Annotated in this window: 13 protein-coding genes; 4 read left to right on the top strand and 9 right to left on the bottom strand. The window is 66.5% G+C overall.

Annotated elements, in window-relative coordinates; genetic code table 11:
* Positions 1 to 5: 5 nt before the first annotated feature.
* From astD to IE083_RS09530, 6 genes are all read right to left on the bottom strand, one after another.
* The gene (gene astD / locus IE083_RS09555; protein WP_189353378.1) at positions 6 to 1,472 is read right to left on the bottom strand and encodes a succinylglutamate-semialdehyde dehydrogenase; all 1,467 of its coding nucleotides are present in this window, start codon (positions 1,470 to 1,472) and stop codon (positions 6 to 8) included.
* A gap of 102 nt (positions 1,473 to 1,574) precedes the next feature.
* Positions 1,575 to 2,600, bottom strand: coding sequence for an arginine N-succinyltransferase (gene astA / locus IE083_RS09550; protein WP_189353377.1), 1,026 nt, complete (start codon positions 2,598 to 2,600; stop codon positions 1,575 to 1,577).
* The gene (gene astA / locus IE083_RS09545) at positions 2,600 to 3,640 is read right to left on the bottom strand and encodes an arginine N-succinyltransferase (RefSeq protein WP_189353376.1); all 1,041 of its coding nucleotides are present in this window, start codon (positions 3,638 to 3,640) and stop codon (positions 2,600 to 2,602) included. Before astA (IE083_RS09545) ends, astA (IE083_RS09550) begins: the two co-directional genes overlap by 1 nt.
* Positions 3,641 to 3,703: 63 nt before the next feature.
* Positions 3,704 to 4,945, bottom strand: a complete 1,242-nt coding sequence (locus IE083_RS09540) for an aspartate aminotransferase family protein (protein WP_189353375.1) — start codon at positions 4,943 to 4,945, stop codon at positions 3,704 to 3,706.
* Between the two features lie 136 nt (positions 4,946 to 5,081).
* Complete coding sequence (locus tag IE083_RS09535) at positions 5,082 to 6,053, bottom strand: GlxA family transcriptional regulator (protein WP_189353374.1); 972 nt, start codon at positions 6,051 to 6,053, stop codon at positions 5,082 to 5,084.
* 426 nt (positions 6,054 to 6,479) lie between these two features.
* Positions 6,480 to 6,710, bottom strand: a complete 231-nt coding sequence (locus tag IE083_RS09530; protein WP_189353373.1) for a DUF3079 domain-containing protein — start codon at positions 6,708 to 6,710, stop codon at positions 6,480 to 6,482.
* A gap of 267 nt (positions 6,711 to 6,977) precedes the next feature.
* On the opposite strand from IE083_RS09530, the gene IE083_RS09525 reads away from it, so the two are divergent.
* The 3 genes from IE083_RS09525 (at position 6,978) to IE083_RS09515 (ending at position 9,319) form a co-directional block, all read left to right on the top strand.
* Positions 6,978 to 7,742: a transporter substrate-binding domain-containing protein gene (locus tag IE083_RS09525; protein ID WP_047965698.1), complete on the top strand. Its 765-nt coding sequence runs from the start codon at positions 6,978 to 6,980 to the stop codon at positions 7,740 to 7,742.
* 379 nt (positions 7,743 to 8,121) lie between these two features.
* The gene (locus IE083_RS09520) at positions 8,122 to 8,706 is read left to right on the top strand and encodes a phosphoribosyltransferase family protein (protein ID WP_189353372.1); all 585 of its coding nucleotides are present in this window, start codon (positions 8,122 to 8,124) and stop codon (positions 8,704 to 8,706) included.
* The gene (locus IE083_RS09515) at positions 8,699 to 9,319 is read left to right on the top strand and encodes a phosphoribosyltransferase (protein WP_189353371.1); all 621 of its coding nucleotides are present in this window, start codon (positions 8,699 to 8,701) and stop codon (positions 9,317 to 9,319) included. The genes IE083_RS09520 and IE083_RS09515 overlap by 8 nt, the downstream gene beginning before the upstream one ends.
* Here IE083_RS09515 and IE083_RS09510 read toward each other — a convergent pair.
* Genes IE083_RS09510 through IE083_RS09500 form a run of 3 tightly spaced genes read right to left on the bottom strand, consistent with a single transcriptional unit; the run spans position 9,268 to position 11,811 of the window.
* On the bottom strand, positions 9,268 to 10,647 hold the full coding sequence (locus tag IE083_RS09510) for an aspartate aminotransferase family protein (RefSeq protein ID WP_229799696.1): 1,380 nt from the start codon (positions 10,645 to 10,647) through the stop codon (positions 9,268 to 9,270). The genes IE083_RS09515 and IE083_RS09510 overlap by 52 nt on opposite strands.
* Positions 10,644 to 11,702 carry a phosphotransferase gene (locus IE083_RS09505; RefSeq protein WP_189353370.1) on the bottom strand — a complete coding sequence of 353 codons (1,059 nt, stop codon included), beginning with the start codon at positions 11,700 to 11,702 and terminating at the stop codon, positions 10,644 to 10,646. Before IE083_RS09505 ends, IE083_RS09510 begins: the two co-directional genes overlap by 4 nt.
* Entirely contained in the window at positions 11,695 to 11,811 is a 117-nt protein-coding gene (locus tag IE083_RS09500) for an SDR family oxidoreductase (protein WP_229799695.1), read from the bottom strand. The genes IE083_RS09505 and IE083_RS09500 overlap by 8 nt, the downstream gene beginning before the upstream one ends.
* Positions 11,812 to 12,128: 317 nt before the next feature.
* On the opposite strand from IE083_RS09500, the gene IE083_RS09495 reads away from it, so the two are divergent.
* A complete protein-coding gene (locus IE083_RS09495; RefSeq protein ID WP_229799694.1) occupies positions 12,129 to 12,845 on the top strand; it encodes a GntR family transcriptional regulator in 717 nt (238 codons plus the stop codon).
* Positions 12,846 to 12,899 lie beyond the last annotated feature (54 nt).

Below are 12,899 nucleotides of genomic sequence, written 5' to 3'. Positions count from 1 at the left end.
CACCCTCAGAAAGTCATGCCCGGCGACAGCTGCGCCGGCAGCGTCAGCTCGCCCGCTTCCACCGACGCCATCGGGTAGGCGCAGTAGTCGGCGGCGTAGAACGCGCCCGGACGATGGTTGCCGGACAGGCCGGTGCCACCGAACGGTGCCGCGGACGAGGCGCCGTTGGTGGGTTTGTTCCAGTTCACCACGCCGGCGCGGATGTCCTGGTTGAAGCGCTGCCACAGCGCCGCGTCGTCGGCCAGCAGCGCGGCGGACAGGCCGTACTGGGTGCGGTTGGCGATCTGCAGCGCTTCGTCGAAGTCGTGGTAGCGGATGATCTGGCTCAGCGGGCCGAAGTATTCCTCGTCCGGCAGCTGGGCGGCGATGGCGGTCACGTCCAGAATGGCCGGGGTCACGAAGGCCTTGCCGTCCTGCAGCTGGCGCATGGCCAGGATGGACTTGGCGCCCATGGCCAGCAGTTTGTCCTGCGCGGCCAGCATGCCCTGCGCGGCCTTCAGCGACACCATGGCGCCCATGAACGGCTGCTGCTCGGCATCGTATTCACCGATGGTGAGCTTGGCGGCCACTTCGGCAAAGCGGGCGATGAAGCGGTCACCGAATTCGCCGTGCGGCACCAGCAGGCGGCGTGCGCAGGTGCAGCGCTGACCTGCGGACAGGAAGGACGACTGGATGGCGTGGTGCACGGCGCCGTCCAGGTTGTCGACTTCAGCAACCACCATCGGGTTGTTGCCACCCATTTCCAGCGCCAGCATGAAGCCCGGGCGGCCGGCGAACTGCTTGTGCAGTGCCACGCCGGTGGCGGAGCTGCCGGTGAACAGCAGGCCGTCAAGCGCCGGGTGCTGCGCCAGGGCGATACCGGTATCGCGTTCGCCCTGCAGCAGGTTGATCACACCAGCCGGTGCGCCGGCCTTTTCCCACAGCTTGACGGTGAGTTCGGCCACCAGCGGGGTGAGTTCGGACGGCTTGAACAGGATGGTGTTGCCGGCAATCAGTGCCGGCACGATGTGACCGTTCGGCAGGTGGCCGGGGAAGTTGTACGGGCCGTACACCGCCATCACGCCGTGCGGGCGGTGGCGCAGCACGGTGGTGTCGCCGGCCAGCTCGCCGCGCTTTTCACCGGTGCGGTCGTTGTAGGCGCGGATGGAGATGTCGATCTTGCCCACCATCGCCGCCACTTCCTGGCGCGACTCCCACAGCGGCTTGCCGGTTTCCACGCCGATGGCGCGGGCCATGTCTTCCTTGTGCTCGCCCAGCACTTCGGCAAAGCGGCGCACCAGCGCGATGCGCTCGTCCAGCGAGCGGCGGCGCCAGTCGTCAAAGGCGCGGCGCGCAGCGGCGAAGGCCGCGTCGATGTCGGCGGCAGAGGCCGAGTGGCCTTCCCATACCGGCTGGCCGTTGGCCGGGTTGAGCGATACGAAGGATGCGCCGCGACCGGTGGTCCAGGCGCCGTCGATGAACAGTTGGCTCATAGCGATATTCCTGTCTGGTCACCTCGAAAAACTCCCGTTTTTCGAGGCGCCCGTTTGTGTTGGTAAACCGGCAGCACTGGCTGCCGGCAATAAATGTTCGGTTTATTTGGCCGGGTTCTGCGGCATCACGCGGACGCGGTCGCCGGCTTTCACCTGCAGCGCGCGCGCCTGTTCGGCGGTGAGGTGCACCACGCCATCCACCACGTTGGCCGCAGCCAGAATCACCCGGAAGTCGGCCAGCTCGCCGTTGGCCACCAGCTGGCGCGGCGCATCGGCAGCAGCTTCAGCCACGATTTCCACCTGGCACAGGCCGCTGTCGCGCATCACGCGCAGGTCGTCGATGCGCGCTTCCAGCACCGGGCCACCTTCGAAGATGTCCACATGCTGCTCCAGGCGCAGGCCTTCCACTTCCAGCAGGCGGCGTGCCGGCTCGGTTTCCTTGTGCACCTTGCCGATGCAGTCGCGGGCGTCCTGCGGCAGGAAATCGATGTACACCGGGTAGCGCGGCATCAGCTCGGCAAGGAAGGATTTCTTGCCCAGCGCCACCAGGCGGTCGGCCTCGTGGAAGTCGATACGGTAGAAGTGCGCGCCCAGCGCCTTCCAGAACGGCGATTCACCGTTTTCGTCGAAGTAACCGCGCATTTCGGCGCAGATGCGCTCGGCAAAGCGTTCGCGGAACTGGCCGATGAACATGAAGCGCGCCTTGGACAGCAGCGAGCCGTTGCCGTTGACGCGGAAATCCGGGTCTAGGAACAGCGTGCACAGCTCGGAATAGCCGGTCAGGCCGTGCGACATGTGCAGCTTGTCCATGCGCGTCCACAGCCCCAACTCACGGCTGGCGTGCACGAAGGTATCCATGCGGTAGGTCCAGAACGCCTGATCCAGGCCGACGGCCACCTCGATGCCGCACACGCCGACCACCTTGCCGCTGGCCGTGTCTTCCAGCACGAACAGATAGCCCTGCTCGGCCAGTGGCAGTTCGCCAGCGATGGTGCGCTGCACGCGCTCAAGGCGCGCGCCCTGCGCGACCGGGTCCGGCTTCAGCGTGGTCAGGCCGGGGCCGGCCTTGTGGCCCAGCATCACCAGCGCGTCGACGTCGTCCGGCCGGCACATTCTCAATACGATCATCAGCGGCCCCCTTCGGTCTGCAACGGAACGCAACGCACGGCGTCGCCATCCACGATTTCCAGTGCATCCGCCACTTCCGGCGGCAGTACCACTTCGTCGCCCAAGAGCGGCGGCAGGTCCACCAGCAGGCAGCGGAAGTCGGCAGTCAGCGTGTTGCTGACCAGGTGCGGCACGGTGTCACCGCTCACTTCGCCACGGCGGGCGGTGTGCAGCCGGCTGTAACGCACCGAGCGACAGACATCCAGCTGCGCGGTGAGCACCGGGCCGGCGTCGAACAGGTCGACGAAATGATCCGGCTCCAGGCCTTCGGCCAGGTGGCAGCGGTAGTTGGTGCGCGCGCCGGCGTGCGGCTCGCCCATCACGCGCTGCGCTTCCTCGGCGATCAGCGGCACGTACAGCGGGTCCACCTGCATCATTTCGGCGATGAAGGTGCGGCTGCGGCCACCGGAGGCCAGCTCCATCTCGGCAAAGTCGCGACGGAAGAACTTGAAGCCGACGGCGTCCCAGAACGGCGAGCGGCCGTTGTCGTCGGTCACGCCCGGCAACACCGAGAAGATCTCGTTGTTGAAGCGTTCGCGGTGCTGGGCGATGAACATCATGCGGGCGCGCGACAGCAGCTGCGGCAGCGCCAGGCCACGGCCCAGCGCGGCTTCGTCAAAGTAGAAGCCGGTCAGGCGGCTGCGGCCGGTCAGCTCGTGCGAGGTCACCAGCGCGTGCACGCGGTGGTTCACCTTCAGCTCGCGCGAAGCGTGCACCAGCACTTCGTTGCGAAAGGCGTAGAACGGCTCGGAATAGCCGGCGACGGCCATGATGCCGGCGGTGCCGTGCAGCTGGCCGGTAGCGGTGTCTTCCAGCACGAACAAATAGCTTTCCTCGCCGGGGCAATCGACGTCGGCGCGCAGCGAATGCACGGAATCATTCACGCGCTGCTGCAGGCGCTCGCGGTCGGGCGGCAGGGAGTGCAGGACCGGGCCGTCGGAACGCGCCATGCGTTCAATCTGCGGCAGGTCGGACAGCTTGCTCGGACGGACTAGGAGCATGGATCTTCCTCTGTAGGGAAAAACGGCGGCGATACTTGGTCGCCGCCGTGTATTACGTCGTGATCAGGCCGGTTGTGCCTGTTTGGCGGTTTCCGCCTTGGTCACCAGTTCGGCGATGGTGGCATCCAGACGCGCCAGGCCTTCCTTCAGGTCGGCTTCCGGAATCACCAGCGACGGCACGATGCGCAGCACGTTGGTGCCGGCTACCAGCACCATCAGGCCGTGCTTGGCGGCGGCGTTGACGATGTCCTTGGCCTTGTTGTGGAACGCGCCCTGCAGCTCGGCGCCGATCAGCAGGCCCATGCCGCGCACTTCCTTGAACACGCCGTGCTTGGCGTTGATGGCGGCCAGGCCGTCCTTCAACAGCTGGTGACGCTTGCTGACGCCGTCCAGTACCTCAGGGGTGTCGATCAGTTCCAGCACCTTGTCGGCAACAACGCAGGCCAGCGGGTTGCCGCCGTAGGTGGAGCCGTGGGTGCCGACCACGAAGGACGCGGCAACCTTGTTGCTGGTCAGCATCGCGGCGACCGGGAAACCGTTGCCCAGAGCCTTGGCGCTGGTCAGGATGTCCGGGGTCACGCCGTAGGCCTGGTAGGCGTACAGCGCGCCGGAGCGGCCGACACCGATCTGCACTTCGTCGAAAATCAGCAGCGCGTTGTGCTTGTCGCACAGCTCGCGCAGCTTCTGCAGGTAGGCCTTGGTGGCCGGCAGCACGCCGCCCTCGCCCTGTACCGGCTCCACGATCACGGCGCAGGTACCGGCGTTGATGGCGGCCTCGGCGGCTTCCAGGTTGTTGAATTCGATGTGGTTCAGGTCACCCGGCAGCGGGGCGAAGCCTTCGGTGTACTTCGGCTGACCGCCCACCGATACGGTGAACAGGGTACGGCCGTGGAAAGCCTGCTTGCAGGACACGATGCCAGTCTTGCTGCCGCCGAAGTGGTCGAAGGCGTAACGGCGCGCCAGCTTCAGCGCGGCTTCGTTGGCTTCGGCGCCGGAGTTGCAGAAGAACACCTTCTCGGCAAAGGTGGTTTCGGTCAGGCGACGCGCCAGCTTCAGCGCCGGCTCGTTGGTGAAGGTATTGGACAGGTGCCACAGGCGGTCTACCTGCTCGTGCAAGACCTTGGTCAGTTCCGGATGCAGATGGCCCAGGCTGGTCACGGCGATGCCGCTGGCGAAGTCGATGTATTCCTTGCCCTGCTGGTCCCACAGGCGGGAGCCTTCACCCTTGACCGGTACGAACGCGGCCGGGGCGTAGTTGGGAACCATCACTTCATCAAATGTTTGGCGGGTAACAGGAGCGGACATCTGGGAATCCTTCATCTGGCGTTGAGATGGAGCCATTCTAGGGAGGCGCGTCAAACTTTCCATCCAGAATCAAGACACGCAGCTTTCTGTTTGGGCCAGCCTGTCACGCTTGCGGCCAACGTTGGCCGCAGGCGGCTCAGGCCTCGTCGGCCAAGTCGCTGTCGCCGGGGAAGCGCTCCTCGCGCGGCGAGATGCCGAAATGGGTGCGGTACACGGTGGAAAAGTGCGGCCCGGAAGAAAAACCGCACAACAGCCCGATCTGCACCACCGACTTGCCGGTGTTGCGCAGCAGTTGCCGCGCGCGCTCCAGCCGCAGCTGCAGGTAGTAGCGCGACGGCGAATCGTCCAGGTACTGCTTGAACAGGCGTGCCAGCTGGCGCCGCGACTGATTGGTGAGCCGCGCCAGCTCGTCGGTGGTCAGCGGCTCCTCGATATTGGCTTCCATCAGCATCACCGCCTCGGTCAGCTTGGGGTGTTTCTCGCCGACCCGCGCCAGCAGCGGCACGCGCTGGCGCTCGTCGCTGCCGCGCACGCGCTCGGCGCACAGCAGCGCGGCGATGGACTCCACCAGCTCGACACCGTGCTGGCGGCCGATCAGCGCCAGCACACCGTCGATCTGCGCGAGGCCGCCGGCACAGGTGAAGCGGCCGCGATCCAGCTCGTACACGTGCTGCGACGCCACCACATTGCGAAAGCGCTCGGCAAAGGCCGGCTGTTCCGGCCAGTGGATGGTGGCGTGGTAGCCGTCGAGCAGGCCGGCACTGGCCAGCCACCAGGCACCGCAGTGCACCCCGCCCAGTAGCGACACGCGGGACGCCAGCAGCGCCAGCGCATGGCAGCACAGTGCGGCATCACTGAACGGCAGCACGCCCTCGCTGAGCACGAACAGCTGGTCGCAGGCCTCGGCGTCGCGCAGCGCGCCGCTCACCGGGTAGCGCATGCCACCGGCCATCGGCAGCGGTTGGCCGTTCCAGCTATAGAAGCGCAACTGGTACAGCGTCTTGCCGGCCAGACGGTTGGCCTGCAGGAAGGGCTCGGCAAAGCAGCCGATGCCGAACGGAGAACAAGGCGGCAGCAGCAGCACCGCCAGCTGCAGCGGCGCCGTCATCGCCCTGCCCCCGCAGCGGCCACGGCGCGGCCGGCGCGCGCCGCGAACGGCGACGCCACACCGGTGACGGGCAATGGCCGGGCGGCAACGACGGGCAGGGACATGCTTCACTCCTTGGCGGTGGATGGATGGGGCTGGGCGCGCGGCGCCGGCGTTAGCGGCGGCGCGAACGGACGCACCCAGCCTGTTGCGTACGCATCATTTCAGCAATCCCTGCGCGTCACAACGGCCGGCGGCGCGCCTGACGCGGCGCAACAATCAACCGGAAAAGAAAAATTTTACAGATTTATCAAGGAGATAAAAATTTTTTGCGCTCGGCAAGACCGGCAGCGACGGTGCCGCTTCTGTACAGCGATGTCACCTGTACGCAATTGTCGCGCCCGTGATGGCCGCCGGCTTGCGGCCAACCCTGGGCCGCGGTCGCGCTCAGTTGTCGCTGTCGGTGGGCGGGATGGCGGGCGCCGGCTCCGCAGTCTCTTCATCCGGGGTGATGCCCCAGTCACCCCACAGATACCAGTCGTCGCCGAGCACCTCGGCCGGATGCTGGGTACGGCCGGAGCCGTTGCCGCACTGCAGGGAGCCGGCCGGACAATACTTGTCGCAGCCCCAGCAGATACGCTCCGGGTGCTTGGGATGCAGCGGGAATTTCTTGGCCATGGCATGAGGTGAAGCATGGTGCCGGGAAGCCGCCCCGGCCCGGTGTCGCGCCAGTAGCGACAGGAGCCGGGCATTGTAACAGACCCTGGCATTGACGGCATTCAAGTTGAAAAACTGCCGGCATCCGTTTTTTTTCATGCCGCACTGGCAAAAAAGCCGCACAAATGTATATACAACCGGTACGCGCTTGGCACGTCTCCGCGATTAGGATAGAAACAGCCGCGGAGTGCGACACACACCGCAACGACAAAGGAAAACGGAGACCACATGAACTACAAACACCTGCTGGCGCTGACCGCCATCTGCTCGCTGCCACTGCTGGCACAAGCTCAAACCATCCGCATCGTCACCGATGTCAGCTACCCGCCATTCTCGAAACAGGCCGCCGACGGCAGCATCACCGGCTTCGACCCGGACATCGCCCGCGCCATCTGTACCGAGGCCAAGCTGCAGTGCGAACTGAAAGCGATGGACTTCGACGGCATCGTGCCGGCGCTGCAGGCCAAGAAGTTCGAAGTCGCCATCGCCTCGATGAGCATCACCGCGGAACGCGCCAAGATCGTCGATTTCAGCGACATGTACTTCAACGTGCCAGGCCGCCTGCTGGCCAAGGAAGGCACCCAGATCAACGACGCCTGGTACAAGGGCAAGAACATCGGCGTACTGCGCAGCGCCGTGCAGCAGCAGGAAGCCAACGACAAGCTGAAACCGAAAGGCGCACAGATCAAGGTCTACGGCAAGATCACCGACGCCTTCCTCGACCTGTCCAGCCAGCGCCTGGACGCGGTGTTCCTGGAGTCCACCGTCGGTGAGGAAGACTTCCTGAAAACCGGCAAGGGCAAGGGCTACGCCTTCGTCGGCCCGGTGTTCAACGATCCGAAGTACTACCAGGGCTGCGGCATCGCGGTACAGAAAGGCAACAAGGAGCTGCTGGCCAAGATCAACGTGGCACTGAAGAAAATCCTGAAGGACGGCACCTACAAGAAGATCCAGGACAAGTACTTCAGCAACGACATCTACCCGTTCAAGTAAGCCGCACCGGCAGCAAGCCTGAACCCCGCAACCCACACCCGCCCCGGTGCGGGTTTTGTTTTGCCGCGGCCGGGCATGGCACGGGGGCGACCGGACCCGGGGGGGATGCCGACCACAACAGCGCTACCACTAAGCGGTATGCCTTGAGTGTGCCCGGCAGCGCCACATGCGGCGGTCGTTGGACGGCTGGCTCACCCGCAGCCCCGTAACCTGTTCAAAGTCTTTTTACAGCGGCGGCCACGCCTTGCCCGTAGCCGGGGCGCTTGCTATACACAGGGCAAGCCGCACCGACCCCGCACCAACAAGGGCGCTGCCGCGCTTGCGGCCAACCTTTCCAATGCGGCCGCGGCCGCCAACTTGCCGCGAGGTGACTCCTGCCATGACTCCCGGTTTACGAACCTGCCTGTTCGACGAGGCGCAGCTGGCCGTGCTGCTCGACAACATGGCCGAGCGCTGCGCCGGCTTGCTGCGCGGCCGGCAGCGCGTGGCGGTGATCGGCATCCGCCGCCGTGGCGCGCCGCTGGCCGACCTGCTCAGCGAGCGATTGATCGCGATGCACGGCATGGCACCACCGTTGCGGCTGGACCTGCTGGTCAAGCGCTACGCCGACGACCTCACCCTGCTGCACCCGGAAACGCAGCTCACCGAACAGGCGCAGCACGCGGCGCTGGATCTCTCCGGCTACACCCTGCTGGTGGTGGACGACGTGCTCTACAGCGGCCACTCCATCCTGAAGGTGCTGGCCTATCTGGTGCAGAAGCAGCCGGCCGCCATTTGCGTCGCGGTGCTGGCGGAGCGGGCCGGCCGCTGCCTGCCGCTGGCCGCCGACGTGGTCGGCGCCCGGCTGGAGATCGCGCCTACCGACATCATCGAGTGCCACGTGCCGCCGTTCGAGCGCGATTTCAGGATCGAGCTGCTGCAGCCCGGACGCGCCACCACCCCGGACGGACAGGACCATGTTTGAAGACCGGGACGATGCCGCGCGCCAGCTGGCCGCACGGTTGCACGCCTACCGGGGCCAACACCCGCTGCTGCTGGCCATCCCGCGCGGCGCGGTGCCGATGGCCAGACTGCTCGCCGACAAGCTGGACGGGGAGCTGGATGTCGTGCTGGTACGCAAGCTGCGCGCGCCCCGCCACGCGGAAACCGCCATCGGATCCATCGATGAAAGCGGCTGGCGTTATGTGGCGCCGTACGCGGCGGCGATGGGCGCCGACCAGGACTACATCGAGCGCGAGACCCAGGCCCAGCTGGCGGCCATCCGCGCGCGGCGGCAAAGCTACACCCCGATCCGGCCGCCGCTGGATCCGGCCGGCCGGGTGGTGATCGTGGTCGACGACGGCCTGGCGACCGGCGCCACCATGCTGGCGGCGCTGCACGCGCTACGCCACCAAAAGCCGGCCCGGCTGGTCTGCGCCGTGCCGGTAGCCTCGCCCGACGCGCTGGAGCTGGTCCGCCCGCAGGCCGACGAGGTGGTCTGCCTGCACGCGCCGTACTACTTCCAGACCGTCGGCCAGTTCTACCGTCACTTCCCGCAGGTGGAAGACGAGGAAGTGCTGGCGCTGCTGGGCGGCTGAAGCCCGGCCAGCACCTCGTCCAGCGTGGCCAGCAGCTGGTCGGCGTTGGCGCGCGAGAACGGCAGCTGCGGCCGCAGTTTGAGGATGTTGCCTGCCGAGCCGGTGGCGCTGATCAGGATGCGGCGCTGGCGTAGCGCGTTGACGATGCGCCCGGTTTCCGCCGTGGCCGCCGTCTTGCGCTGGCGGTCGCTCACCAGCTCCACGCCGAGGAAGAAGCCGGCGCCGCGCACATCGCCGATCAGCTCATGCCTTGCGGCCAACCTTTCCAAGCCGGCCTTGAGGTAGGCGCCGGTATCGTGCGCGTTCTGCTGCAGGCCCTCGTCGCGGATGATGTCCAGCACCGCGAGGCCCGCGGCGCAGGACACCGGGTTGCCGCCAAAGGTATTGAAATAGCGCACCCGGCGGCCGAAGGCTTCGATGATCTCCGGCCGTGCCGCCAGCCCGGCAATGGGATGACCGTTGCCCATCGGCTTGCCCATGGTGACGATGTCCGGGATGACGCCGTGGCGCTGGAAGCCCCAGAAGTGGCTGCCGCTGCGGGCGAAACCGGCCTGCACTTCGTCGGCGATGAACAGCCCGCCGGCGGCGCGGATGGCGTCCACCGCGCCGGCGAGAAAGCCCGCCGGCTCGGCAAACACGCCGTCGCTGGTAAACAGCGTGTCCACCAGCAGCGCCGCCGGCTGGATGCCGTGCCGCTGCAGGTCGGCGATGGCCTGCTCGACGTGGCGGGTAAAGCGCGCGCCCACGTCCTCGTCCGGGTAGCGGTAGGCGTCGGGCGCCGGCACGGTGCGCACGTGCACGCCCAACGGCACCTTGTGGCCGAAGGCCGGCGAGCACGCCGCCACGCTGCTGGTGACGCCGTGATAGGCATGGCTGGTGACGATCACGCCGGCACCGCCACTGTAGTTGGCCGCCAGCCGCAGCGCCAGATCGTTGGCCTCGCTGCCGGTGCAGGTGAACATCGCCTGGCTGCTGGCCGCCGGCAGGGTGGCCAGCAGCCGCTCGGCGTAGTCGAGGATGCTGTCGTTGAGATAACGGGTGTGGGTGTTCAGCGTCGCCGCCTGGCGCGCGATGGCCTCCACCACCCGCGGGTGGCTGTGCCCGACCGAGGCCACGTTGTTGTACACGTCCAGATAGGCGTTGCCGTCCGGGTCGTACAGCCACACCCCCTCGCCGCGCACCACGTGCAGCGGCTGCTCGTAGAACAGCCGGTAGGCCTGCCCCAGCAGCTGCAGCCGGCGCTGGATCAGCGCCTGCTCGCGCGCCGGCAGGCTGGCTGCGGTGGCCGGATCGAAGGCATTGGCCATGCGTTGGTCCTTGCTGCTCATGCTTGTCCTTTCATGCCGCACACCTGCAGCAAAAATGCCTGCGCGGCGTCACGGCCGACGGCTTGCAGCCGTTGCAGCCCGTCCCAGCTCAGGCCGTTGTTGCGCAGGATGTAGGTCTTGTTTTCGGGGTAGCGGCTGGCGCGCCAGCCGGTGATGGTCACCGTCATGCACAGCCGGGTGAGGATCAGTTCGTACAGCAGCAGCACTTCTTCGCGCCGCAGCGGGTACAGCGCGTGGTAGCCGGCGATCAGCTCGGCGGCGGTGTCCAGCGGGTTGGCATTGCCGGACAGCTGGTAAGAGCAGGCCACCGCCAGTTCGCCCACCAACGGCGCCTGCACCATGTCGCCAAAGTCGATCAGCCCGCGGGTGGTGATCTGGTCCTGCGCATCCACCAGCACGTTGTAGGGGTTGAGGTCGTTGTGGATCACCTGCCGCCGCAGCCCGGCCAGTGCCGGCAGGACCTCGCACCGGAAATGCGCGACAAACGCCGCCAGGGTGTCGGTTTGCGGCCCCGGCGGCAGCTCGGCCAGCAGCGGCTGCAGCCGCTCGCTGTGCTGGATGTCCCACAGCAGCGCGTGATCGGCGGACGGATGGGCAAAATCGCTGAGCGCCAGATCCAGCCGCGCCAGCGTCTGCCCCAGGTCGCGGCGCTGTGCGGCGCTGCGCGTGATCTGGTGCAAAGCTTGGCCGCCAAGGTAGCTGAACAGGCGCAGTACCCGCTGCATGCCATCCGCCAGCGTAATCGCCGCATACGGTTCACCATCCAGCCGCGGCATCACCCGCGGAATCGGCAACGCCGGGTCGCGGCTGGCGGCATGCAGCAACGCGCGGGTCTGGAAATCGGTGACGCCGCGCACCTCGGCCGGGTGGGTCAGCTTCAGCACGTACTGCTGGCCATCGTCGCCGTGGATGTGAAAGTTCTGGTCGCGCTCGCTGTTGAGCGGGCTGGCGCTGCCACGCAGGCCGTAGTGCTGCCACAGCAGTTCACTGGCGGCCTGTGGCGTAGTGGCGCTGCCCATGGTGGAAAACAGCTGGTCGATGGCGCTGTCAGACATGCTGGCCTCCGTTGATGTGGATTTCCGAGCCGTTGATATACGAGGAACGGTTGGAGCACAGGAAATAGATCGCCTCCGCCACCTCGTGCGGCGTGCCCAGCCGCTGCATCGGTACATCCTGCTGCCGTCCCCGGCGCGGCACTGGCGGCGGCGCTGCTGCATCACGACATCACGACATCACGACATCACGACATCACGACANACATCACGACATCACGACATCACGACATCACGACATCACGACATCACGACATCACGACATCAAAATTATGATGCATCATATTTGTTGCATTTTTTAATTGCAAGCGCGGCACCGTGCCGCGTGATGGCTGCTGCCGCGTCGGGCTTGGCGGCCCTGCGGCCAACCTTGCACACCCGCCCGCGTGGCCCTGTTGCCTGTTTGATGCATCCTATTTGCAGACGCCGATGCTAGAATCGGCCCAACTCAATCTTGCGGCACGCCCCACCATGACCGACGCGCTGGACACGCTGGAACACGACAACTTGGGTAGCACCGTCTACCACCTGCTGTGCAATGCCCTGATCCAGGGCAAGCTGAAACCCGGCGAGCGGCTGAAGATCCGCGAGCTGGCGGCGCGGCTGGGCACCAGCGTCACCCCGGTGCGCGATGCCATCCTGCGGCTGGTGCAGGAACAGGCACTGGCGATGAAGTCGGCGCGCGACATCCGCGTGCCGCACATGACGGTGGCGCGCTATCTGGAGATCCGTGCCATCCGCATCAAGCTGGAAGGGTTGGCCGCAGAGATGGCGGCGCAGAATGCCGACGCTGCGCAGATCGCGCTGCTGGAAGAGCTGGTGCGCCAGAACGAGCAGGCGCTAGCCGACGGCGACACCGCCCGCGGCTGCGACCTGAACCAGCGCTTTCACTTCGCGCTAGTCGACATCGCCGGCATGCCGTTCCTGCAGGGCATCCTGTACCGCATCTGGCTGCAGATGGGGCCGCTGATTGCCGATGTCTACGGCGCCGGCGGCGACGACATGCTCGACTTCCACTACCCGGTGCTGGATGCCATCCGCACGCATGACGGCCCGGCCGCCGCCCGCGCCATCAGCGATGACATCCTGTGCGGCGGGCAGGTGATCCTGCAGCATCTGCAAGCCGCGCCGGCGCCGGATGCCTAGCAGCCTGTCGGACTTAACGAGCCGTATGAGATAATTCGGATCATCCAAAACACA

This window comes from Vogesella fluminis, assembly GCF_014652335.1.
Classification (GTDB): Bacteria; Pseudomonadota; Gammaproteobacteria; order Burkholderiales; family Chromobacteriaceae; genus Vogesella; species Vogesella fluminis.
Note: the sequence above shows the minus strand (reverse complement) of the source record. Positions and strands in the feature narration are given on the sequence as shown.